Below are 24977 nucleotides of genomic sequence, written 5' to 3' on the forward strand. Positions count from 1 at the left end.
TTTATGTCCAATGACATCCAATCCACATACACCAATTCATCGGTTCATGACGTTCAACAAGCGCAGCAAAGTGATGCAGTGCCGCAAGGAACGTTTCATGGCCGTAAAGTCACCCTACTCTCCTCATCAGAAAGCAGTATGACGCGAACAAGCTCTAAAAGAGAGCTTGGTGAATGTTTAAATCAATTTGCCAGTCTCGAATCTTGCAATCGCGTTTTGGACTTTGATCCGCAACTCAATATTGACAAGCAAAACGCCGCCGTAGAAAAGCTTATGGAGCGAAAAGTGGCGATAATTCAACGTTCCTGATATCACAATATAAGCAGGTTAAACATCTAAGTTAACCTTCAGCCGACAAGCTCACGCTAATAAAAAACCCCGAAGATTCGGGGTTTTGATTCATACTGCTTTTTCTTTATTAATTACTTAGTTTCACTAGAAGAAGCCTAACGGGTCGATGCTGTAGCTAATCAGCAAGTTCTTAGTATTCTGGTAGTGGTCCAGCATCATCTTGTGCGTTTCACGCCCGATACCCGATTTTTTGTAACCACCGAACGCTGCGTGTGCAGGGTAAGCGTGGTAACAGTTAATCCAGATTCGACCAGCTTCAATATTACGGCCCATACGATATGCGACGTTCGCATCACGTGTCCAAACACCTGCGCCTAAGCCATATTCGGTGTCGTTTGCGATTTCCAACGCTTCTGCCTCATCTTTGAATTTGGTGATAGCGATCACTGGGCCAAAGATTTCTTCTTGGAAGATTCGCATCTTGTTGTGGCCTTCCAACATGGTTGGCTGAATGTAGTACCCCTGGTTGATAGACTCTGGCTGTTCTGACACTCCACCACCAAAGACCACTTTTGCGCCTTCTTCACGGCCGATTTCCAGGTAACTTAAAATCTTATCAAACTGTTCTTGAGAAGCCTGAGCACCAACTTGAGTATCGGTATCGAGCGGATTACCTTGTTTAATCAGCTGTGCACGTTCCGTCAGTTTCTCTACAAACTTGTCATAAATCGCTTCATGAACCAGTACGCGAGATGGACAAGTACAAACTTCACCTTGGTTGAAGAAACCAAGTAACGTACCTTCGATACACTTATCAAGATACTCATCTTCGTAATCGAAGATATCTGAGAAGTAGATGTTTGGAGATTTACCACCTAACTCAACTGTCGATGGGATCAAGTTGTCTGCTGCACATTTCAGAATGTGGTTGCCAACTTGCGTAGACCCGGTAAACGCGAGTTTCGCAATGCGGTTGCTGGTTGCTAATGCTTGACCCGCTTCAGAACCATATCCGTTTACAACGTTGATGACACCAGGAGGAAGAAGGTCACCGATTTTTTCCATCAGAACCAGAATGGATGTTGGGGTTTGCTCTGCTGGCTTCAATACCACACAGCAACCCGCCGCTAGTGCCGGTGCTAGTTTCCAAGCCGCCATCAACATTGGGAAGTTCCACGGAATAATTTGACCAACCACACCAATCGGTTCTGGGAAGTGGTAGCTTGCGGTGTGCTCATCCAGTTCTGCCGCACTGCCTTCTTGTGCGCGAATACAGCCAGCGAAGTAACGGAAGTGATCCACTACTAAAGGTAAATCTGCCGCCAAGGTTTCGCGAACTGGTTTGCCGTTTTCCCAAGTTTCTGCAACTGCAAGCTCTTCTAGATGCTGCTCAATACGGTCAGCAATTTTCAGCAAGATGTTCGAACGTTCTGTCACGCTGGTTTTGGCCCATTTTGCTCTGATGTTGTGCGCGGCATCCAGTGCTAAATTAATATCTTCCTCGCCGGATCGAGCAACTTTACAATACGCTTGTCCGTTGATTGGTGAGATATTGTCAAAGTACTCACCACCCGTTGGTTTTACCCATTCCCCACCGATAAAGTTATCGTAATGCGATTTAAAGTTAACAATGGCATTTTCACTACCTGGCTGTGCATAAATCATAACTCTTCCTTTTGTTTCTCGTTCAATGTGTTATTGCAGTGTCGTATCGCACTGTTCACAAAGAGCATTACGCAAGTCACACGCCAACTACGCCACACTTGTTGTTAATTAAATGTAAAACTATGATTACCAAGCGATAACAAACCAAGTGAGCGATGTTTGAGCGGATGTATGGTGTGAACACCAATGTTCAAGTGTTCCAAAATGGCACACCCTCACTGTGACAAAATGGTACAGTCATGGAACTTCAACATATTAGCGATAACAATTGGCTTTCAACTTCATGGGTCAGAAGTGAACAAGCGGGTTTAAAACAGCGTCGACGCCCTGAAGATATTCGAGTAACGCCAGCGACGCTCCAAGATAGGCGTCACCAACTCAATTTTTTGCTAGAGGCAGTCACTCAATTTGCGCTCCCTTTGTTTAATCAGCTATTTGCTCATAGCGACAGTCGCTTAATTTTGACGGATTCAGATGGTGTCATCATCGGCAGTTGGGGACAGCCTAGATTTCGTGAAAAGTTAACGGAAATCTCGCTAAGCTCTGGAGCATGCTGGCAAGAAAAGGTCAAAGGCACCAACGCGATTGGTACAGCTTTGGTTGAAGCAAAGCCCGTTTCTGTTATTGGTGATCAGCACTTTATCCAACACCATCGTTTTATTAGCTGTTCGGCTAATCCTGTTTTCGATCATCTTGGTAACCTCATTGGCGTATTAGATATTACAAGCGAGCAAAAGAGACATGACTTCTCAACGCAAGTACTAGTACAAAACATGGTCCAGCAAGTGGAGAATCAACTACTTAACTTGATTCCACAAGGGCATATTCGTGTGGATTTAGCGTGCGAAAAAGGTTTACTGAATAGTGGTTGGCAAGGAATTATCATTGCAAATGAAGACGGACAAGTTTTGGCTCACAATCAAGTAGCCTCTCAACTTTTTGCGCAAAAAAGTATCATTGGGCAATCCTTAGACGACATTCTATCCACTCGGGGAAATGAGCACCCTTTCGTTTTCAAAACAAAACCGCTTACCGATAAAGATAGCAAGGTCAAGTCTCGTGCTGTAGCGGCGTCCAATGATCTTCATTATGGCGACTCCGCTGTTGAGCACTGTTGGCAGCAAGCCAATCGCGTCATCGATAAAGACATCAGTTTGTTGATTCTCGGAGAGACTGGTGTTGGCAAAAACGAGTTTGTAAAAGCACTCCATAAAAACAGCCAGAGAAAAACGGGACCGTTGGTTTCCGTTAACTGCGGAGCGTTACCAAAAGACTTGGTTGAATCTGAATTGTTTGGCTATGTCGCCGGTGCCTTTACTGGCGCAAACAGCAAAGGCTATCAGGGAAAAATTCGCCAAGCACACAAAGGGATTTTGTTTCTAGATGAAATCGCAGATTTACCCTTGGAAGCTCAAAGCCGATTGCTCCATGTATTGCAAGATAAAACCGTGCTTCCCGTGGGTTCCAACCAAAGTATTCAAGTCGATACGCAAATCATTGCAGCCACGCATAAAGATCTGGAACATTTGGTCAGCGAAGGATTGTTCCGCCAAGATTTGTATTATCGCCTTAATGGCTTGATCATTGAGCTACCTCGCTTTGAGGAGCGTGAAGATAAACGACAACTGATTGAGAACATTCATCGGCGTCACGCCGAATCTGAACAACAGCTTTGCCCTCACCTACTTTCTCTGATGCTGTCTTACTCATGGCCAGGAAATTTGCGTGAACTCGATAGTTTAATCAAAGTATCCGCCTTAATGGCGCAAGTTGAAGAAATATTGGAACTCACACACGTCCCAGCCCACCTAAGTAAGAAACTCAGCCAAGCTCAAGAAGGAGCAGCATCCGCTGAACCAACTTCAGAACTGCGTGCAACCGTCGAAGATAAGTTGCTCAAAACATATCAAGCCAACCAGGGGAACATTAGCAAAACGTCTCGTATGCTTGGTGTGAGCCGAAATACCATTTACAGAAAGTTGAAAAGCCTTGGCATATTAAGTTAATTCTACGACCTCAGATACAAAAAGAGCACCGTTGCGGTGCTCTTTCTCTTTGAAACCTAGCTTACAGGCCGCCTTGTTGTTGTGCCTGTTTTACTAATGCCTGACGTTGAGTTTCCTTCTCAGAGATCACTTGATTGTCCTTGTGCATTTCCTGTTCCAATTCTGCTGGAATGAAAACAAAGTACTTGTTAAGAGTCATCTTAGAACCTCAATTTGCTGTGTTAATTACCTTCTTGGTCGACGTAAACAAAACCAGAAAAACATGTTTTACTGGATCCTTGTTGCTAGTTTCAAAAAATAAAGGATGTTCATATAATAAACATCCTCCATGTGGGCGCTAATTATAGGCGTAGTTTAAAGGCTTACCTAGCACTCTTTTTCACCTTTTGTGCAATCTGAGTTTCGATCGAAAAACGGGTTTAATTGCCCGTCGTTACTAAGGTATTGTTAAACAGAGAAAAAAGCTTTTACTGTAACTGACGACAGGGATGAGCTTACGAGTGTAGGTTCACTTGCAATTGTGTATCGTAGAGTTCGAATACGATAATAATAGCGCTACATGCCCTTAATCTGTGTAGTTAAAAACTTTGAAGTGATAGACAACCGAAGTCATATCTGTGCAACTCAGTTTAACGATTTGTCTACCAGTTCAATATTTCACCTTTTTTGAGAAATCTTTAGCCACTTTTTTGTGTGAAACGTCCCAAAAGAGCAGACAATTAAAAGTGTGGCATATGACCACAATTGTCTATCCCCACTTAGCTTCGGGAGGCGTTTATGAAAAGTAACAAACTTGGCCATGTGATGTCTTTCAGCAGAATGTTTTCCTTCATTGCATTCTTGACGGCCACATTCGCATGGATTCTCAGCATGTACGCCCTATTCACTGTTTCTTTAGTGGCTCTTGTGGTCAGTGCAATTCTCTACCTAAAAGACAGGTTTTATCAAAACAAGAAAACGACCACTGAAAAGAGCGCCTAGGCGCTCTTTTCTATTGAATGTCATTTCTGTGTGACTTGATATAGTTATCAATCCGTTCGAGTTCGTGAAAATAGCCATACATACCAATACGATTAATTTCTGGTTCTATACAGTATTTTTCTTCTTTTACCATAGCTTCTACAAACATTCCGCTTGATGCAATTGTGAAAGGTGGACATGTCAAGTAACCGTTGGTTTCGGCAATATTTTGCAGTCGTCCGAACTCCCAAAGTCTTCCAGGAATAGCAACTAGCAAAGCAAGTACAGTTGCAAAACCCATCCATTTGATCGATACACTTGAAGATTTAAAAATAACACGAGAAGCTATAAATACACTTAAAGTCGGAGCTAGAATCAGGCCACTAACACTAATCACATGAGACGTACTTAAATATATGACTAAAAAGTTACTATTTATTTGATGTTGGAGAGACTCTAATGTTAAATACTCATACAACCGATAACTTGAGTACGCACTCAAGGTAATACATATTACCAAAACGAAAGCTGAATGCGCCGGGTGCTTCTGTTCTATCATAAGAAAATAGCCTTGGTGGTAGCACGCTTAAGTTGACTTATAGATTTGCGTCTCACAATGTCTTCATTGATTTCGTCAATTGCTTGTATAGCCCTCTTCTCAAAGTGCTCATCGATAGCCGCAATAACTTTTTCTTTCAATTCGAGCTTTCCTTCCAAAGAATTTAGCACCTCTCCAACTAATAAAGCAGCAACAATACCAACTCCAATAGGTAATAATACGACTCCTGTAGCACCTATAAAATAAGCTCCTGCTAAGTATCCAATTGTCGCTGAAATTGAAGCTTTTATAACGTCAGAACTCACATTGACAACCCAATTACTGAACAAATAATCTTTTTTAAATGCAAGCTCTAGAGTTCGATAGGGGACTGAATAAATAATTGTGAGAAACACTCCACCTTTAGCACTCACTTTCAGACCAGCTTGTCCTATTCCTAAAGCCAAAATGTTGGCATTGTTCAAAAGGTAACGTGTGCCTTTTACTATACTTCTGAGTCTGTGGTTGCCTTTAAAGGTGATGTAACTTTTAGAACCATTCCTAGTTATCTCATATTTCCCGATTATCGTCCCTCCTTTATGAAGGTCTTCTGCGAGTATATAGAATGCGGCAATATCATGTAATAAACTTCCCCTCGAGCTAACAAACTCAGCAACTTTCATAGATGCTGCAAGATCCTTAACTTGTTCTTCACTTAATCCTTTGAATCTTTTTTCAAATATCCAAAGATCAACGAGGCCTCTGCTATCTAATACATATATATCTACTTCATTTTCTTCAATTTTCTTTAAGCAACCATTTCTTTTAACTTTATTTCTTTTACTCAAACACTGAAACTTATCGGTGGTCATCTCCACTATTCCTTAGACTTTTTAACTCGGCATATTCTAATCGGAAGAAAAAAACCTGCTCTCCCATTTCTGAGAAGTGCGTGACGAATCAACGTTTAATGTAACTTTTAAATCTACCAATATCTTACAGACACAAAAAAGGATGCCACTTGGGCATCCCTTTATATCTTTATATTTAGTCGGTTTACTTAAAACGATTACACGTCGTAAGTTGTAGACGCTGTGTCGCCGCCTGTACCAGTCCAGTTAGTGTGGAAGAATTCACCACGTGGACGGTCAATACGCTCATAAGTGTGAGCACCGAAGTAGTCACGTTGAGCTTGAAGCAGGTTCGCTGGTAGACGAGCTGTTGTGTAACCGTCTAGGAAAGATAGCGCAGAAATCGTACATGGCATTGGGATACCAGACTCTAGAGACTTCGCTGCTACTTTACGCCATGCTGCTAGGCTGCCTTGTAGGATGTTTTTGAAGTACTCATCAGAACCTAGGAATGCGATGTCTGGGTTCGCTTCGTACGCATCACGGATGTTGCCTAGGAACGCAGAGCGGATGATACAACCACCACGCCACATTAGGGCTACGTTACCGTAGTTTAGGTCCCAACCGTTCTCGTTCGATGCTTCGCGCATTAGCATGAAGCCTTGAGCGTAAGAGATGATCTTAGAAGCTAGTAGCGCTTGACGTAGTGCATCAACCCACTCTTGCTTGTCGCCTTCAACAGGAGTGATTGTCTTACCGAATAGAGATTCAGCTTCAACACGTTGGTCTTTCAGTGCAGATAGACAACGAGAGAATACAGACTCAGAGATAAGTGTTAGTGGAATACCTAGGTCTAGTGCGTTAATACCAGTCCATTTACCAGTACCTTTTTGGCCTGCTGTGTCTAGGATCTTCTCAACGAGAGGCTCACCGTCTTCATCTTTGTAGCCAAGGATGTCAGCCGTGATTTCAACAAGGTAGCTGTCTAGTTCAGTCTTGTTCCAATCAGCGAATACTGCTTGCATCTCGTCTGCAGACATACCAAGACCGTCTTTCATGAACTGGTAAGCTTCTGTGATAAGCTGCATGTCACCGTATTCGATACCGTTGTGTACCATCTTAACGAAGTGACCAGCACCGTCGTTACCAACCCAGTCACAACATGGCTCACCAGCGTCAGTTTTCGCAGCGATACCTTGGAAGATAGGCTTAACCGCTTCCCATGCTTCAGCAGCACCGCCAGGCATGATAGATGGACCGAAGCGCGCACCTTCTTCACCACCAGATACACCAGTACCGATGAAGTGGATACCTTTTTCACGTAGTGCAGCAACACGACGGTTTGTATCTGGGTAGTTAGTGTTACCACCGTCAATAATGATGTCGCCTTTGTCTAGCAGAGGTACTAGCGCTTCGATGAACTTGTCTACAACGTCACCAGCGCGAACCATCAACATTACTTTACGCGGCGTTTCTAGCTTCTCTACTAGTTCTTCTAGAGAGTATGCACCGATGATGTTCGTGCCTTTTGCTGGACCTTCCAGGAACTCGTCTACTTTAGCAGCAGTACGGTTGTGAGCAACCACTTTAAAGCCGTGATCGTTCATGTTTAGGATAAGGTTTTGACCCATTACTGCTAGGCCAATTACACCGATATCACCTTTCATTGTTTCTCTCCAATTTTATTTCATCGACGAGCAGCGTCTTAAGCAATTTTTGCTGCCGCATCTAAATCTAAATACCATTCCGTTAGGCCCGATTTAGCTTGAATCTTAGCCGCTGGGTATGGCAGTGCGTGTGCTGGTGAACTGTTAATTTCTTCAACAATGTCCGCTTTTCCTGCACCAAGCACTAAGTAACTAATGCGTTTCGCTGCTTCTAATACGCGTGCGGTTTTCGACACACGAAGTTGGCCCGATTCAGGATGCGACGCCACAAGAGATAGGTTCGCATCATCATAATTCGTTTGGCCAGGGAACAGAGAAGCTGTATGACCATCTGCACCAACGCCTAATAAGATCCAGTCAAACACAGGTGTGCCGTTTTCACTCGGGATCACCTCTGCCATCTCTTTTGCAAAGCGCTCGGCTTCTGCTTTAGGCTCATCTTCGCCACGGATGCGGTGAATGTTTTCTGCAGGAATATTTACTTGGCTAAACAACAACGTGTTCGCTTCACCGTAGTTGCTTTCTGCATCGTCAGGGGCAACACAACGTTCGTCACCCCACCAAAAGTGGAGGTTTTCCCATTGAATGGAGGTTGCGTAAGCCTCTGAAGCCAGTAGTTTAAACAGCATTTTAGGAGTGCTGCCGCCAGAAAGAGAGATGTGAACAGGTCTGCCCATTTCGCTAAACGCTTTCATATCGTTAGCTAGGCTTTCAACTACCTGTTCTGCTGTTTGGTAGATCTTATGGTTGATCATAGTTCACAGTAATCCGTATCTGTTAAGTTTTTACATGGGAAACGCCAAGCACGGCCATCACGCTGTAACAAGTCATCTGACTCTTTAGGTCCCCAAGTGCCGCATGCGTACCCGAAGAGGGATTGTGGATCTTGCTTAAAATCTAAGATTGGCTGTACGTATTGCCAGCACGCTTCCACCGCATCACTACGTGCAAATAGCGTAGCATCACCATTCAAAGCATCAAGTAGAAGACGCTCGTATGCCGTTAGCATTTGCGTTTCTTGCAGGTCAGCGTAATGGAAGTTCATTTTCACTTCCTTCGCTTCAAAGCCTGCGCCTGGCTCTTTCAAGCCAAAGCTCATTTGAATGCCTTCGTCTGGTTGAATACGAATGATCAGCTTGTTTTCTGGTGCGTTTTGACCAAACACAGGATGCGGTGTTTGTTTAAAGTGGATAACCACCTCAGTAACGCGTGTTGGAAGACGCTTACCAGTACGCACGTAAAATGGCACGCCATTCCAACGCCAGTTGTTGATGTACGCTTTCAAACCGATGTAAGTCTCTGTACGAGAATCGTCTGCAACTCCCGGCTCTTCACGGTAGCCGCGTAGGCTTTGCCCACGAACTTCAGACGCCGTGTATTGGCCTAATACTAGGTCATTGCGCAGAGCGTTTTCGTCTAATGGCTTTAAGCATTGAAGCACTTTTACCACTTCATCACGCATCGAGTCTGCATTGATTTGCGCTGGTGGTTCCATACCTACCATTGCTAATACTTGTAGCAAGTGGTTTTGGAACATGTCGCGCACAGCGCCAGAGTTGTCGTAGTAACCACCACGCTCCTCTACGCCAAGGAATTCTGCGCCTGTGATTTCAACGTAATCAATGAAGTTACGGTTCCAAAGCGGCTCAAACATCGCATTAGAGAAACGAAGCACAAGTAGGTTTTGTACCGTTTCTTTACCTAAGTAATGGTCAATTCGGTAGATTTGATGCTCTTGGAAGTGCTCGTGAATTTCTTTGTCCAGAATACGCGCCGATTCAAGATCATAGCCGAATGGTTTCTCAATGATCAGGCGTTTCCAGCCATCCTCTTCACTGTTAAGACCATGTGCTGCAAGACTTGCAGGGATCACACTGTATAAACTTGGTGGGGTTGCTAAGTAAAAAAGCGTATTGCGTTGCTCGAATTGATATTCGTCCGCAAGTTGGTCTAAGCGAGAAGATAGCTTACCGTAATCTTGTGTGTCAGAAGTATTAATTGCTTGGTAGTGCAGATGGTTAATAAATGCATCAAGCGTTTCTGGCTCAGTCTTTTCCATTTCCTGAAGCGATTTTTTCAGCTTCGCGCGGTAAGACTCATCACTGTATTCAGTGCGACTTACACCCAGAATGGCAAAATTCTCTGGAAGCTGCTTGTTCGCGTAGAGGTGGTATAAAGCAGGAATGAGCTTACGGTACGTAAGGTCACCTGAAGCACCAAAAATAACGATGCTGCTGTTTTCTGGTATTACCATCATCTTTCCCTTAAAAACGAGGTACTTATTGTGTGCCCGGATACGGCTAGAGAATGAGCCAACCCTATCAATGGCACCTCAAAATAGAAAATTGGTCTTACCTATTACGTTGATAGGTAAAGTCTATGGGCCCAAAGAACCTTAAGAAGTTGCATTTCCGATTCTTGGAAACACGACGTATTGAGGTCATTTAAGTCACTTATGTCTCAAAAGTACACACTGTACTCGCTGGAGGAGAGTCCGACACGGGGCAATATTGTCTACGACTATTTGATTTACATCAACACTTGCCAGTGCAAACGTTTAAATAAGTTGCACAAAACGTCATAAGCGATTGTATTTTATTGATAAAAAAAGTTTCATCTGAACGCTACAAAATTTAAGCAAAAACTCTAATATGGGTAAAAATCACTCATACTTGCAATCCATTACAGTTTTATCGTGATCTGTGTTACTTACTTTTTATTTCATCATCCTATTGATAATGATACTCAATTAAAGATAATGAAATCACTATTAATGTGAAAGTAGAACGCCATGAAATCAAGCGCCATTAACCCACATCCCATAAACCGAATACAATCGGTGCTTGACTACATTCACACCAACTTAGACAGCACTCTGAGCGTAGATGAAATATCGAAAGCAAGTTGTTGGTCGCGCTGGCAACTGCAACGCGTATTTCAACAACACACTGGCATATCCGTCGCTCACTACATCAGAGAGCTTAAACTTAGCCTTGCGGCTGAGCGCTTAATCCATACTTCTGACCGCTCGTTAGATATAGCGATAGAAATGGGATTTACATCTGAACACGCATTTAGCCGAGCGTTCAGGAATATGTTTTCAAAAAGCCCACGCGAATATCGCAAAACGCAACAACTCTCCGGGTTGAGACAACCTTTAACGCTGCGTAAGACACCAGAGGAAGAGAAAAAACATCAGCGCTTTATTGAAGTTCGAATAGAAACAAAATCGGCTTTTGAACTTGCTGGTTATCATGAACCTATTCACGGATTGTTTTCCGCTACGCCCGATTTCCAATCCAAAGTACCGTCACTTTGGTCACGTCTTTATTCATCTGAAAACCTTAATAATTCGGAAAGTAGTTACTTTGGCGTGATTGATGTGACGCAAGCGTATTCAAACAACCAACAACTTGAGTACTGGGCAGGTTATGAGTGTGGTCCAACAGCAAACGCATCAAGATCAACGAACTCTTCCAACTCGGGGTTAGACCTCTTGGCTGTTCCTGAGCAAACCTACGCCGTCATTACACACATAGGCAAAGCATCAGAGCTCGCCTCAACGCTGGAATGGTTTATTTTACATTGGCTACCCTACTCTAATTATCATGCTATCGATGGTTATGAGTTAGAGCTTTATCCAGAAGGTTATGATGTTGATAGCGAACAAGCACAAATGCAGTATTGGATTCCTGTCGAGCCAAACGACTCGCTATCTTTAAAACCTAAGAACAGAAGAATAAGTTCCAAAGATTAGTGTTTTGCACCAAATTGTTAACTTTTCCTATTTCTTTGAATATAGAATACAAATAACAATCATTATCAATAAATAGAAAAAAGTAGTGGAATTTATAAATATGGAAAGTCCAATTCGATTTCATCGTTCAGCGGTTGCTATCGTCGTATCCGCATTGCTCGCTGGCCACGCCAATGCGACTGAGAGCGTATCCCAACACGAAACGATTACGGTGCTAGGAGAAACATACCGAAACACCGCAACTAAAACCGTTTTAGAACCGGAGGAAACACCGCAAGCGATCACGGTAATCACTAAAGATGACATGGACCTACGCGGCGTAAACTCGGTGAGCGAAGCATTGCGTTATGCGCCTGGCGTAAATACAGAATTGCGTGGCGGTGCCGTTTCCCGACTTGACCTATTCAATATTCGTGGTTTTATTAACTACACCAACTTTTATGATGGTCTTCCTTTGCTGTACAACGGTTGGAACCTTCAACCGCAGGTCGATTCCGTTGCTCTTGAGCAAATCGAGGTTTTTAAAGGGCCAACGTCTGTTCTTTACGGCAATATTCCACCAGGAGGTATGGTCAACATTATCGCCAAGGCGCCTCAGTCAACACCCTCGCACTCTGTCTCGATTAGTACTGGGACTAACAGCCTAAAAGAACTAACGTTCGACACCACAGGACAAATTGGTGATTCTAATGTGGATTACCGTATCGTCGGCCTGGCAAAACAGCGAGATGGTCAAGCCGATACGTCTGAAGATGAACGTTATGTACTCGCCCCATCTTTCAATTGGCAAGCGACAGAAAGCACATTAGTGAACGTGAATGTTTACTATCAAAATGATCCATCAGCAGGTATCTACACGACTGTGCCTGCGTCTGGCTCAGTGATTAAAAACCCACTTGGCTCGATGTCACCAAGCACCTATTTGGGGGATGAGGACTGGAACACTTACGAACGCGAAGTTCTGATGATGGGTTACAAAGTCCAACACGACTTTAACAACAATTGGCAATTTCTACAGAATGCCCGCTACATGACCGCCGATGCCTATCAGGAAAACACATATAACGGTGCACTTGAAGCGGATAACCGTACCGTTGGTCGAAATGCCTATTTAACCGATGAAAAGTCCAAATCCTTTGTGATTGACAACCAACTATCTGGCTACGTTAAAACAGGAAATTTTGAACATAACTTATTATTCGGGCTTGATTATCAGTATCTAGATTCAGATGTAAAATACAAAGACACGCTTGGGTATTCGCTAACTCAGGACATTTTTAATCCTGACCACAACAGCATTGATCGTAATGCACTGAATTTCCAATACAAACAAAACTTGGATATCAAAACGAAGCAGATTGGCGTTTATTTCCAAGATCAAGTTCGTTACGACCAACTTGTAATGATTGCAGGTCTTCGTTGGGATAAATACGATTCAAATACAGACGCCGTTAGCGATTATCTAGGAACAGTATCCAAGAGCAAGGAAGAGTTAGACGATACCAACGTATCTTTCCGAGTCGGTGGTTTGTATGAGCTAGACTTTGGTCTCTCGCCATACCTTACTTACTCGGAAAGTTTCGAGCCAATTGCGGGTGCCGACTCTTCTGGTAAAGCATTTGAGCCATCAACCGGTCATCAATGGGAGTTAGGCTTTAAATACGCACCATTATCTGGTGATATCTCAGGTAACTTAGCACTCTTCCATATTACGAAGAAAAACGCGATCTTGACCGATCCGAATAATCCATATGCACCGAACTATCAAGCGGGCGAAGTGGTATCACAAGGTATTGAACTTGAGGCAAAATGGCAAGCCACAGCACAAGCTGATTTCACTCTAGGCTATACATATACCGATATGGAGATTACCGAGGACAGTTATTACAACCAAGAAGGTAAAACGCCGGTTTGGGTACCTGAGCAAACGGCCTCTCTATGGGCCAATTACTTCTTTGAAGGAAATCTTTCAGGCCTTCGTACCAGTGCTGGCGTTCGCTATGTCGGGGAAGCACAAATTGATGCACAGAATAGTCAAAAAGTACCGGACTACACCTTGTTTGATTTGGCAGCAAGTTACGATTTCTCAACGGTATCTGAATCAATGAAAGGGGCTAGCGTCACGCTTTCTGCAAGCAATCTATTCGATAAAGAATACTATTCTTGTTACGACAAAAATAACTGTTGGTTTGGCGCTGAGCGCTCTATCGAAGCGAAGTTAGAATACAACTTCTAACCTCTTAGAACAGAACAGCAGTAATTTGTAAAGCGATGGTTTCTACAACAAGCCATCGCTTTTTATTTTGCATAGAGCATCAATATAAACGCTACCGTGTCACTTTTTTATAGCACCTTTCCGGCCTACCAACAGAGCCATAGTTTAAATCAGCCTCTAGTTCACCAGTGCTGATCAGATACTCCAAATAGCGCCTTGCCGTTGTTCGGCTCACTCCGATTTTTTCACCTGCCTCATCAGCGGTCAGCGCACTGCCATTTGGGAACAACTCCCTGATCTTGTCTAGCGTTACACCATCAATCCCTTTTGGTAATCGGTTCGGCAAGTTGTCTTGATTGGCATGAGACTGCAGCATTTTATCAACGAGGTTCTGATCCAAACTCTCCACGATGTCTAGTTGTTGGCGTTGGGACACATACTTTTTCAGTGCGGCATCTAAGCGTGGAAACATCACGGGTTTTAACAGGTAATCGACAACGCCACCCCTCATCGCCTGTTGTAATGTATCGACATCCCTTGCGGCTGTAATCAAAATGACATCACACGTTTGGTTACTTGCACGCAGTGTATTTAGTATCTCAAGCCCTGTGCCATCGGGAAGATAGACATCCATCAATAGTAAATCCGGCTTAAGAATGTCGAGTTGCATTTCCGCTTCCATTCTCGTGGTCGCAATTCCAACCACTTCCAAACCTGCCAGTTGGCTTAAGTATTTGTGGTGCAGCTCAGCAATAGCCAGATCATCTTCAATGATCATTACGCGAGTCGCCATACTCATAATTGTTCTTCCTTGGGTAAGTACACCGTTATTCTTGTCCCATAATTTGTATTGGGTATCATCTCAACATGGCCGTGATATCGAGTAGCAAGCTGATTGACAAGGTGTAACCCAACACCTCGATTTTGACGAGATTTCGTCGAAACGCCTTTTGTAAATAATGTTTGTGGATCCATTGTTTTTGGGAGGCCACAGCCATGATCTATCACCTCAAGTATCACTTCATTTCCGTAATCGCTAACGGACACATCAATGTTTCTGCGTTCTGACGCAACATTTGATTCATCGCGAATTGAAGTTAACGTGGCATCGAAAGCGTTATCAATCAAATTACCCAAAATTGTGACTAGGTCTTCCGAATTTAGCCACTCAGGCAGGGGCTCCAGACGACTGCCTTCCTCAACCACCAGTTGTAAGCCTAACTCGCGAGCACGTTCAGTTTTTCCAAGCAACATACCTGCAATTAGCGGGTCTTTAACGGTATCTCTTAAAAACTCAATCATTGCCTGATAGTGTGCGGTTTCTTGTCCAATTAACTTTTGCACCGCATCAAGTTCACCCATTTGTACTAGCCCACTAATGGTGTTGAGCTTATTTCGATGCTCATGGGTTTGCGAACGTAACAAATCTGCATATTCCTTGGTTTGTGATAGCTGCTCGGTTAGATCATTAATTTCATCCCTTAAACGGAAACTCGATACCGCCCCCACGATTTTTCCATCAACATAAATTGGAGAGCGATTTGCAATCAGGCGCTTATGATTAAGGAATATTTCAATATCATGATCTTCCTGCCCGCTTTCTAATACTGTATATAGATCGCTATCACGCAGCGTGTCAGTCAAAGGTTTATTGAGCGCTGATTCTCTATCAATACCGAGAATCTGGCAGGCACTACGATTTATCGAGCGAAGTATCCCTTGGGCATCAATGCTTAACACGCCCTCTTTGATGGTGCTCATCGTCACTTCTAATTCGCCGTACAATCGCCCTATCTCTTCAGGCTCAAAGCCTAAAATGGCGCGCTGAAACTTTCTCGACGCATAATTGGATACAATGGCATTAGCGACGACAACTACGATGACCATTAAAATCAAAAAGGCCAAAAATGGTTCGATGCGGTCTTGCAGTCGGTCGAGCAAATAGCCAACCGAAACCACACCAATGATGTTCCCTTGCTCGTCAAAAATCGCAGCTTTACCACGAACTGAATAACCTAACGAGCCCTGTGCCGTCGAAACATAAGACAACCCCTGTTCTAGCGCTCGACGATTGTCGCCACCTCTCATTGGCTTGCCCAACCGCTCATCAACAGGGTGGATTAAGCGTACTCCCTTATGGTCGCCAATAACGATGAATGCAGCACCTATGGCTTCGGTTAATTCTCTAAAGCGAAGTTGGTATGGCTGGGGGTTTTGGGTTTCGATCATTTCACGAACAACCGCTGAGTCCGCTAAAAAACGGGCAACACCCAGTGCTTTTTCTCCCATTTCTTGCTCTTGATTGATTTTGAGATAAGTGAACCCCGCGGCGACAAGCAATAACAGCTCTATCAACCCCGATAGCGTCATGATAATGAGCATCCGCTTACGAAAGCTGATGGTTTTCCAACTCATTGATACATCCTTGTGATTCACTCTTGAGCGTAACGTTAACACTCAGTTAACAGCATGACGTTGTCGCGGTGATAAATCTGTGAGGAAGGCAAACAAACCGCAGAGTTTACGGTTAATTAATCGACGAGCTGAAACATAAAATTACAACCATTCACCAAATTTAGCATTCCTCTCTGATACTCAATTCCATACATAAATTGCCCTTAAAATCATGATCGCGATCACATCGATTTTAGCGGTTTTTGAGGCGTTTTTAGACTTTACAACGTATAATTTTTAATCAACGAAACCAATGAGAGTTTCGGTTTGAAAGCAGTGAAGCTGGAAGTCTATTAAAAGCTCAACATTGATGTCAGTGATTTGGACACAAATAAAACAAAACACAAATACTGACTATATGACAAACACTTAGACACCATCTGAAAACTGGAAAACTATAAACAGAGGTGCATTTATAGTTAGAAGGAACACCAAACATGGAACGCGATACCTTTGGAATATGCCTGAATAAGGCGATGCTGTCAGAGAATATGTATTCAACATTTACACACGTCAGGGCTTATGAAAAAAACGGAGGCGGTACTTCTGATCTAAAAGTCCTGTTATCGTTCCCTCAAATGAGTGGAAAAGATCTATTGAATACGATGCGAGGTTCTCGTCAGCTCGAGTGGAGAGCGGAGTTTCACTGTCCATATACGAAATAAATTTGTAACATCTCCCGCGCCCAGCACAAATATAACTGGGCGCATACTACTGCCCAATTTTCCCTCCTACTTAACACGCAGTTACGAATCCTTTATATTAGAGCTAATACTCTACGACAAAGCAGCCATTATGAAAAAAACAGGAAAGGTTTGGATACTGGGCTTACTTAGCAGCTCGATTTCCCTTGCCTGTCATGCGGCACCGATCACTTTTGATACCGCATGGCAGCTATTGCTAGAAAACAACTATTCTCTTAAAGCTCAACGCTCAAACGTCGAGAACTACCAATACCAAGAGAGTGCCACCAGCAATCTCAACTTACCTCAAGTTACCATTGGCGCGAATTACACGCGTTTAGATACCGATATCACGCTTTCGGGAAAACAGATTCTAGACAGCACAGGAGCACACATTAACGTACCTCCTGCTTTTCAGCCTATTTTTGGTGCCTTAGCTAATACCACTTCGACCATAACCGAGCGCGATATTTTCTCTTCGTCTATTCGTGCCATTTGGCCAATTTTTACTGGTGGTAGAATTTCTGCGGCTCAATCAGCAGCAGAAGGCAAAACGGATGAGGCGAAAAGTCAGCTTTTAATGGAACAACAAGCGCGTTTTGAAGATTTATCGAAGTACTACTTTTCTGTCGTACTGGCAAAGGAAGTACTCGCAACGCGGCAAGCGGTTGAAGCTGGGCTAAAAAAGCATCGAGATTTTGCCATTAAGCTTGAAGAGCAAGGACAAATCGCGCACGTTGAGCGCCTGCAAGCCGAGGCTTCTTTAGATAAAGCATCTGTAGAAACACGTAAAGCAGCCAGCGATTTGAGTATCGCTCAGGCTGCATTAGGTAAATTACTCGCGCAAGATGATGCCGTAGAGCCCGCTGAATCTTTGTTTATCAACGACAGTCTTCCCCCTCTTAGCGCTTTTGTCGATCAAACGCTGCTTACCTATCCGGGGTTAGAACTTCTGAGCGCTAAACACAAACAAGCCTCTAGCTTAATCAAAGCAGAAAAAGGGAAATACTACCCTGAAGTTTATCTTTACGGCGACTACAGCTTGTATGAAGACGATTCTCTCGCAAGCCAAATGAAGCCTGACTGGTTAGTTGGTGTTGGTGTCAGCATTCCACTGATTGAATCATCAGGGCGAAGCGAAAAAGTCAAAGCCGCTCAAAGCGTCGTCTCGCAGGTCGACTCATTAAAGTCCCAAGCCAAACAAGACTTATCGCTGTTAGTCCAAAAGACATACTTGGAGGCTCAGCAAGCCATTGATGAAGTACAAGGGCTCGCATCTAGCATTGAACTCGCTAACGAAAACCTGCGCTTGCGTGAAAAAGCATTTACTCAGGGTCTGTCGTCTTCTCTGGATGTTGTGGATGCACAACTTTATGTCGCGAGTATAGAAACACACCGTTCAGAGGCGCGTTTCCGCTATTTAATATCTTTAACCAAGCTACTCGCATTGAGCAGTGAAATGAACAGCTTCGAACAATATCAAAATACCGCTTATATCCCTGCTTCAACATCCAAAGAGGTGAAATAAATCATGGCAGCTAAATCACTAAAACCCGTTTTACTCTCACTTTGTGCTTTGGGTGTTGCCTCTTGGGTTGGGTATCAATTTTACCAAGCCTATCAACCGGAACCGATCCGCTTACAGGGATTAATTGAAGCCCAGCAATACAGCATTTCCTCAAAAGTCCCAGGGCGTATTGATGAGGTCATGGTACGTAAAGGCGACGATGTAGAGAAAGGTCAGCTTATTTTTACCCTTCATAGTCCTGAAATTGAAGCGAAGTTAGAACAAGCAAAAGCAGGTGAAAAAGCGGCGGACGCCTTAGCTCAAGAAGCTGAGAAAGGCGCACGTGAGCAACAAATCCAAGCAGCAAAAGATCAGTGGATGAAAGCCAAAGCCGCTGCGAATTTAATGGAAAAAACCTACAATCGTGTGAATAACCTTTATAACGATGGCGTGGTTGCAGAACAAAAACGCGATGAAGCTTTAACTCAGTGGCAAGCAGCGAAATACACAGAAAGTGCCGCGTTTCAAATGTACGAAATGGCAAAAGAAGGCGCTAGAAGTGAAACCAAAGTGGCTGCGGCGGAAAAAGCGCGCATGGCATCAGGTGCCGTAGCCGAAGTAGAAGCGTACGCGAAAGATACTCAGATCTACAGCTGGTTTGACGGCGAAGTCTCTCAAGTTCTACTTCAAAGTGGTGAATTAGCACCTCAGGGCTTCCCGGTTGTTACTGTGATAGATACAGAAGATGCCTGGGCGACACTTAATGTGCGTGAAGATTACCTTCAACACTTTAAAAAAGGAGCAACCTTTGATGCCTATTTGCCTGCCTTAAACAAAAATGTTGAGTTCAAAGTAACGCATGTTGCCGTTATGGGTGACTTTGCAACGTGGAGAGCAACCGATGCTTCTCAAGGTTTTGATCTTCGTACCTTTGAAGTAGAAGCTCGTCCAGCTCAACCCGAACCTGAACTGCGTATGGGAATGAGTGTTGTCGTTGAACTTTAATCACAACCACTAGGTTAATGCTATGACGATTAAGATTTCACAGCGGCATATCTTACGACGAGACAAGTGGTTGCTTTCGTGCCTTACTTGGATACCGATTTTGCTCGCGCTGATGATTTGGGGAGTGTTCTCTGCGGGCATTGCCCGGGATCTGCCAATCGGTGTGGTTGATCTACAACATTCCCAACTTTCTCGAAAGCTCATTCAATCTTTGGATGCGTCGTCGAGTCTGGCTGTTAACTATCATTACGCCAGTGCAAGCGAAGCAAAAAATGCGATGATTGAAGGCGATATCTACGCTTACGCGGTCATCCCATCTAAGTTCGACCAAGATATTCTCCAGCACCGCCAACCTCAACTTTCTGTCTTTTACAACAGTCAGTACATTTTGGTAGCGAAACTGATCAACTCTGCCGTTGCGCAAGCACAAGGCTATTTCGACGCTCAGGTTGAAGTAATGGGCAACTTGGCTAAGGGTAACACCACAACGTTAGCAGCGGCTGGACAGGCTGTACCCGTGTCGACACAAATAACCGCATTATTTAACCGTAACAATAACTACGCACAATTTTTGGTAACGGCTATCGTGCCAGCCATTTGGCAAATATGTATTGTAGTAAGCACTATTTTGATTCTTGCCGCGCACTTTCGCATTTATGGTGGAAAGAATAGCTTTGCATTTTTGGGCGAAAAGCCATACGCCAGGCTCACTACCCTATTAAGTCAGTACATTCCGGTCTTTATGGCGCAAGGTGCGTTGTTCTTGTACTGGTTTTATTCCGTGCTTGATTGGCCAATGGAAGGCAGTTTTGTGGTTATGCTATTAGCACAATTGGCGACGGTTATCGCCTGTATCATTATGGGAGCGTTGTTCTTCTTCTTGTCGATGGATCCTGCACGTGCGATGAGTTTTGCTGGCGCATTTACGGCTCCAAGCTTCGCGTTCATGGGAATTACATTCCCAGTTTCTGACATGAACACGCTCGCTTATGCATGGCGTTCATTATTGCCGATTACCCATTACATTGAAGTACAAGTGAGTCAAGCAAGCTATGGAGCATCGGCCGCACAATCTTTAAGCTCGCTATGGCCTATGATTGGTTACGTTGTGCCCCTGCTCATTACCGCAGCCTTGATGGGTAAACATCGAACAGCTTCATCAACACGCCAAGCGAAGGAGGCGGTATGACATTGTGGCAACTGATTAAAGCGGAACTTAAGGCCGTTCTAACCAATCCAGTCGTTACGTTGACCGTGTTTGGTGGTGTCGTATTTTACTCGTTTTTATACCCTTTGCCTTATGCACAACAAACGCCTCGTGAACAACCAATCGCGATTGTTAATCTAGATGGTAGTCAGACGAGTTTAAAGCTAGAACGTATGGTTGATGCCACTCCGCAAGTCAACGTAGTCACTCGACTTCATACGATTGCCGATGCAAAGCAAGCATTTTTACAACGAGAGATCACCGGTTTTTTAGTCATACCAGAACACTTTTACAAAGACCTAATGCTAGGTAAAAGCCCGACTCTGGTCTACGCTGCGGACGCCTCGTATTTTCTCGTGTACGGAACCGTGGTAGAAGGATTGGCCCAAGCTGGAGGCACATTAGGGGCCCAAGTGAAAGTCAGTAAAATGGTGATAGATGGTGTGCCCATGAGTATGGCTAGCCATAATTACTCTGCTATTAAGCTTAATATGAAACCAACGTTCAACCCAACCATGGGTTACATCGAATACGTAGTGCCGGCAGTATTTGTTCTGATTTTACAACAAACGTTGATCATGGCGGTTGGATTACAAACGGGAACACAGCGTCATGGTCGTGGCTATTGGTCACAAGTATCAACGGGATCGCTGCTGCTTGTGAGAACGTTAGTATTTGTGGCAATTTATTATTTACTCGGCGCCTATTATTTTGGTTTTAGCTTCGAACGTTTAAACGTAAACCATATCGCCAATGCGGGCGAATTGCTGGCTATGTTGTTCCCGTTCTTTTTAGGTTGTTGCGGACTAGGCTTCTGGCTAGGTTACTTATTACCTCGGCGTGAACTTGTCACCTTAGTCGTCTTAGTGAGCTCTATGCCGCTCATTTTCTTGGCTGGTTTTATTTGGCCGATTGAAGCCATACCTACTCCCTTACTATGGATTGCTGATTTAAGCCCAAGCACTTGGGCGATAAAAGCTTTCTTAGCGCTAAACCAAATGGGGGCAACCTGGCAACAAGTCGCTCTACATTGGACGGCACTTTGGGCACTCACTGTGCTTTGGGGTAGCGTTGCGTACTGGATTGCTAAGCGAAGTAACAAGCCAGTTGTAACAGAGAGCTTGGGGTGACAGCTGACATTTTCTATTACTATAAAAAAAGCCGGGTAACTAAACCCGGCTGAAAATCTGCGTCCTTGCAGCGGACATATGGTAAAAACACTTTTTGCTCTGGGCTTACCCATTGAGCGAGATTAGATTAAGCCAAAAAGTATGGATTCCATACTCTCATATAGAGGGTCATATCCTTCCAATAGACATTAGTCTTCGCTAGAAAGATAACGTTTTTCAGACACAAAAAAACAAGACTCACATTGAGTCTTGTTGTTGATAGGGATGAGCAGGATACATGTCGCCGCTAAGTCATATCACGGATTATTTTCTCTCGGTATTCTGTAACGACCTTCATGATTGAATTTTTTACATCACCGACTTGCTTAGAGGGTTGGCACCATAGGCCAAAACCAAACTTAAAACCTTCCAATAATTCAGAAGCTTCCACTGGCTCTATATGATTATTAGAAAACTCCGAATGGGCAAACGTTCTGGGGAGAATCGCCCATCCTAAACCTGCTTCAACCATTTTCACTACAAGGGCCAATTGGTCGACCTCTTCATGGTTCGAACTTACGATGACTTTTTCGCCCATTCCCTCTTCAATAAGAGACCGCAGTACAAATTGTTTACTATTCCTCAAGGCTGTCAATACTCGATCTGGTGCCATAGAAGCGAGTTCACCACCTTTCTGGACGAAAGGAACAAATTCAAAATGACCTAAAAACGTCGCATCCAGACTATGTATTGCTCGACTATCATGCACATTGACAATACCGAATTGATAATCACCATTCTGTAAACCCTCTTTAATTTCGTTGCGATTACGAACAAGAAAGTTAACTCGCATCATCGGAAAATCTGCTGCTAATTGAATACGAAGCAATACAAGAAAACGGTGTGGTATAGCGCTTGAATAGGCGATACTAACATTCTCTAACCCACCGTAAGCCAGACTTAATGCGACTTTATCGAAAGTACGTGCTTGTTCGATGGTTTGCTTAGCATAGTGGTAAAGAAGATGACCATCTTCTGTCGGTTCTACCGAGCGCCCCACTCGCTCAAACAGGTTGACCGCCAGTTGGTCTTCAAGATTGGTAATCACCTGCCCTATTGTGGTTCGGTGCTTATTGAGTTTGACCGCCGCCTTACTAAACGAAAGCTGTTCATAAACGGTTACGAACGCGAGAAGTTGTTCAAAACTAAAATTCATAGGTTGTGCTTACTTTTTAGAGTTATCTAATTAAATTACCACAAGATCGTAGAATTGCTACTTGGTAACGGAAACAATCTGCGTTTGAATTCCTTCTCGACGACACAAAAAAACCTACTAGCTTCAGTAGGTTTTCTCTAACTTAGTTGTACTCAACGACACGAGCCAAATAGTTGAATTCTCCTGAGTCACCATGGTAATCGCGGTAGACATCGACACTGAAATATTTAGGTTGATCAGCGTAAATGTGGTCAACGACTTTTTGCTCAAGTGACTCCAACGTTTCACCGACCTGAGAGTACACGAACTGCTTGTTCACTTTTTCCAATTTACGTTTTTTCGCTTCTTTGTGTGACACATAGTTGTTGATCTCTTCCCACTTTCCCACGAACTCGACCGCCACGTAACTCGAGTTCTCGTCAATCATGATAAAGGCTGCACCTTCTTCTTTGATTGCAGACAGTTGCTGCATATCACTATCCACTTTTTGCTGGTCAAGATGGGCTCCACTTTGGGCGAATGCAGTCGCGGAAGCGGTAAGCATCATGAGTGTAAGAACGGCTTTTTTCATTGTATCGTTTTCCTGTATTAAGGGAGTTCAGTTACCCAAAGTTGCCCTTGGGTGGCTTTTTTGAATCCATATTCGTAAATCGTCAGCAAGTAGCGGTGATCGAACATATCTTTCGTTACTTTGGCGTATCTGAAATCTTGGTCAATGTAGGTAAACTGCATCTCGATATCGTTGATTTCACTGATGTATTTCATTCGATAGAGATCACCACGAGTTTGCGCTAGCGTAAGGCTTGAGACACTTTTCGATACCAAGTCCAAACCTTTGTCTTTTAGTGGACGATACGGCGCTTTTAACGCACCATTGCGAATCACATCCAACTGAGGCGCTTTTTCTAACCCCAAAGCATCTGAGATTTGTTGATAGTTGAAGTTAGACGGATTAAAGAACACCTGCGCTGCGAGACCGCCATCTACGTGTAACTCCTCAAGTGTTTCTCCATCATGTTCAACATCGATAAATTGTGGAGGGAAAACACCAGGGATCGATGCGCTCGCAGCAAGCACCTTGTAAATAAGTTCAGATTTGTCCGCTAAATCACTGTTCGCAATCGCACCAATATTCCAAATCACCAGTTCGCCTGAATCAAAATGGGTACTGCCAATAAAGAGGCGTTTACCATTGCGGTGTTGCTGCGCCATCACCTCGATCATGGGCTCAGGGTAAGCGTCTGCGATGAAATCATAGAGGTTCTCACCATCGGTAAACGCGTCCTTAAACAGGGTATTTAAGAAGTTCTTCTTACCCAAAATATTCTTATCATTGATGTTGAGCATGACTTCTTTCATCTTTGGCATCGCATCACCGCCAATGAAAACAAAAGGAGCGATTAGGGCACCAGCACTGACTCCAGTAATGATGGCATAATCTTTTAGCTCCCCCTTTTCCTGTAGCCCCATCAAAACGCCGGCCCCGTATGCGCCGTTTACGCCACCACCCGATAAGGCCAAAATATTGAGCTGTTCACCCTCTACTTTGATCGGTGTGGTTTGATTGTGCGCTGAGTAGAGAAAATCCGGCGCTTCATTGGCCCACATTCGAAGTGGCTCATTTGGTGTCGAACTCGCGATCTCGACATCTTTATAGTTGCTTTGAGAAACACGAACATCCAGCGTATGAGGTGAACTACAAGCTACTATCAGCAGCGAAAGTGCAACCGTCACACCAGAGGAAATTAAACGATTCATAATCAGTCTCATTTAATGTTCTCTGGCGTATGACCAGAGACTCAGTTTGAAGTTAATTGGGTCAAAATGAAGTCCGTTTCGTTGTGTG

General features: G+C 43.8%; 22 protein-coding genes. 10 read left to right on the forward strand and 12 right to left on the reverse strand.

Annotated elements, in window-relative coordinates; genetic code table 11:
* Window positions 1–3 precede the first annotated feature (3 nt).
* A complete protein-coding gene (exsE2, locus tag R7H07_RS15690) occupies window positions 4–309 on the forward strand; it encodes a T3SS regulon translocated regulator ExsE2 (protein ID WP_005377171.1) in 306 nt (101 codons plus the stop codon).
* Between the two features lie 126 nt (window positions 310–435).
* Here the strand turns inward: exsE2 and R7H07_RS15695 are convergent, their stop codons facing one another.
* Window positions 436–1956, reverse strand: a complete 1521-nt coding sequence (locus R7H07_RS15695; protein ID WP_005377169.1) for an aldehyde dehydrogenase family protein — start codon at window positions 1954–1956, stop codon at window positions 436–438.
* 239 nt (window positions 1957–2195) lie between these two features.
* On the opposite strand from R7H07_RS15695, the gene R7H07_RS15700 reads away from it, so the two are divergent.
* Entirely contained in the window at window positions 2196–3962 is a 1767-nt protein-coding gene (locus tag R7H07_RS15700) for a sigma-54-dependent Fis family transcriptional regulator (protein ID WP_065274581.1), read from the forward strand.
* Window positions 3963–4023: 61 nt separating this feature from the next.
* Here the strand turns inward: R7H07_RS15700 and R7H07_RS15705 are convergent, their stop codons facing one another.
* Window positions 4024–4161 (reverse strand): hypothetical protein, encoded by a 138-nt coding sequence (locus R7H07_RS15705; protein ID WP_005377165.1) that lies wholly within the window; start codon window positions 4159–4161, stop codon window positions 4024–4026.
* A 578-nt stretch (window positions 4162–4739) separates the two neighbouring features.
* Between R7H07_RS15705 and R7H07_RS15710 the strand changes: the two genes are divergently transcribed.
* Window positions 4740–4943, forward strand: a complete 204-nt coding sequence (locus R7H07_RS15710; RefSeq protein ID WP_005377162.1) for a hypothetical protein — start codon at window positions 4740–4742, stop codon at window positions 4941–4943.
* A 10-nt stretch (window positions 4944–4953) separates the two neighbouring features.
* Here the strand turns inward: R7H07_RS15710 and R7H07_RS15715 are convergent, their stop codons facing one another.
* The 5 genes from R7H07_RS15715 to zwf form a co-directional block, all read right to left on the reverse strand.
* A complete protein-coding gene (locus R7H07_RS15715) occupies window positions 4954–5481 on the reverse strand; it encodes a hypothetical protein (protein ID WP_053350328.1) in 528 nt (175 codons plus the stop codon).
* Window positions 5478–6332: a hypothetical protein gene (locus tag R7H07_RS15720; protein WP_053350327.1), complete on the reverse strand. Its 855-nt coding sequence runs from the start codon at window positions 6330–6332 to the stop codon at window positions 5478–5480. Before R7H07_RS15720 ends, R7H07_RS15715 begins: the two co-directional genes overlap by 4 nt.
* Window positions 6333–6529: 197 nt before the next feature.
* Window positions 6530–7978, reverse strand: a complete 1449-nt coding sequence (gene gnd / locus R7H07_RS15725; RefSeq protein ID WP_005377160.1) for a decarboxylating NADP(+)-dependent phosphogluconate dehydrogenase — start codon at window positions 7976–7978, stop codon at window positions 6530–6532.
* Window positions 7979–8016: 38 nt separating this feature from the next.
* The gene (pgl, locus tag R7H07_RS15730; RefSeq protein ID WP_017634562.1) at window positions 8017–8733 is read right to left on the reverse strand and encodes a 6-phosphogluconolactonase; all 717 of its coding nucleotides are present in this window, start codon (window positions 8731–8733) and stop codon (window positions 8017–8019) included.
* Window positions 8730–10232, reverse strand: coding sequence for a glucose-6-phosphate dehydrogenase (gene zwf / locus R7H07_RS15735; RefSeq protein ID WP_017634563.1), 1503 nt, complete (start codon window positions 10230–10232; stop codon window positions 8730–8732). Before zwf ends, pgl begins: the two co-directional genes overlap by 4 nt.
* A 537-nt stretch (window positions 10233–10769) precedes the next feature.
* Between zwf and R7H07_RS15740 the strand changes: the two genes are divergently transcribed.
* Complete coding sequence (locus tag R7H07_RS15740; RefSeq protein WP_065274583.1) at window positions 10770–11735, forward strand: helix-turn-helix domain-containing protein; 966 nt, start codon at window positions 10770–10772, stop codon at window positions 11733–11735.
* Between the two features lie 100 nt (window positions 11736–11835).
* Window positions 11836–13971 carry a TonB-dependent siderophore receptor gene (locus R7H07_RS15745; RefSeq protein WP_053306995.1) on the forward strand — a complete coding sequence of 712 codons (2136 nt, stop codon included), beginning with the start codon at window positions 11836–11838 and terminating at the stop codon, window positions 13969–13971.
* A gap of 91 nt (window positions 13972–14062) precedes the next feature.
* On the opposite strand, the gene R7H07_RS15750 is transcribed toward R7H07_RS15745, so the two are convergent.
* A complete protein-coding gene (locus R7H07_RS15750) occupies window positions 14063–14749 on the reverse strand; it encodes a response regulator (protein WP_206959786.1) in 687 nt (228 codons plus the stop codon).
* Entirely contained in the window at window positions 14746–16365 is a 1620-nt protein-coding gene (locus tag R7H07_RS15755; RefSeq protein ID WP_053306993.1) for a sensor histidine kinase, read from the reverse strand. The genes R7H07_RS15750 and R7H07_RS15755 overlap by 4 nt, the downstream gene beginning before the upstream one ends.
* Before the next feature lie 476 nt (window positions 16366–16841).
* On the opposite strand from R7H07_RS15755, the gene R7H07_RS15760 reads away from it, so the two are divergent.
* The 5 genes from R7H07_RS15760 to R7H07_RS15780 all read left to right on the forward strand — a co-directional run bounded on the left by R7H07_RS15760 (window position 16842) and on the right by R7H07_RS15780 (window position 21936).
* The gene (locus tag R7H07_RS15760) at window positions 16842–17069 is read left to right on the forward strand and encodes a hypothetical protein (protein WP_005377125.1); all 228 of its coding nucleotides are present in this window, start codon (window positions 16842–16844) and stop codon (window positions 17067–17069) included.
* A 130-nt stretch (window positions 17070–17199) separates the two neighbouring features.
* Window positions 17200–18615 carry a TolC family protein gene (locus R7H07_RS15765; protein WP_206959784.1) on the forward strand — a complete coding sequence of 472 codons (1416 nt, stop codon included), beginning with the start codon at window positions 17200–17202 and terminating at the stop codon, window positions 18613–18615.
* Between the two features lie 3 nt (window positions 18616–18618).
* Window positions 18619–19599: an HlyD family secretion protein gene (locus R7H07_RS15770; protein WP_005377122.1), complete on the forward strand. Its 981-nt coding sequence runs from the start codon at window positions 18619–18621 to the stop codon at window positions 19597–19599.
* A gap of 22 nt (window positions 19600–19621) precedes the next feature.
* Window positions 19622–20788 (forward strand): ABC transporter permease, encoded by a 1167-nt coding sequence (locus R7H07_RS15775; RefSeq protein ID WP_031778953.1) that lies wholly within the window; start codon window positions 19622–19624, stop codon window positions 20786–20788.
* Window positions 20785–21936, forward strand: coding sequence for an ABC transporter permease (locus tag R7H07_RS15780; RefSeq protein WP_206959782.1), 1152 nt, complete (start codon window positions 20785–20787; stop codon window positions 21934–21936). The genes R7H07_RS15775 and R7H07_RS15780 overlap by 4 nt, the downstream gene beginning before the upstream one ends.
* A 286-nt stretch (window positions 21937–22222) precedes the next feature.
* Here the strand turns inward: R7H07_RS15780 and R7H07_RS15785 are convergent, their stop codons facing one another.
* From R7H07_RS15785 to R7H07_RS15795, 3 genes are all read right to left on the reverse strand, one after another.
* On the reverse strand, window positions 22223–23131 hold the full coding sequence (locus R7H07_RS15785; RefSeq protein WP_017634569.1) for a LysR family transcriptional regulator: 909 nt from the start codon (window positions 23129–23131) through the stop codon (window positions 22223–22225).
* Between the two features lie 142 nt (window positions 23132–23273).
* Window positions 23274–23702 carry a hypothetical protein gene (locus R7H07_RS15790; RefSeq protein ID WP_017634570.1) on the reverse strand — a complete coding sequence of 143 codons (429 nt, stop codon included), beginning with the start codon at window positions 23700–23702 and terminating at the stop codon, window positions 23274–23276.
* A gap of 17 nt (window positions 23703–23719) precedes the next feature.
* A complete protein-coding gene (locus tag R7H07_RS15795; RefSeq protein WP_206959780.1) occupies window positions 23720–24889 on the reverse strand; it encodes a patatin-like phospholipase family protein in 1170 nt (389 codons plus the stop codon).
* Window positions 24890–24977 lie beyond the last annotated feature (88 nt).

Source organism: Vibrio sp. Vb1127, assembly GCF_033338735.1.
In the GTDB taxonomy this organism is placed as follows: Bacteria; Pseudomonadota; Gammaproteobacteria; order Enterobacterales; family Vibrionaceae; genus Vibrio; species Vibrio alginolyticus.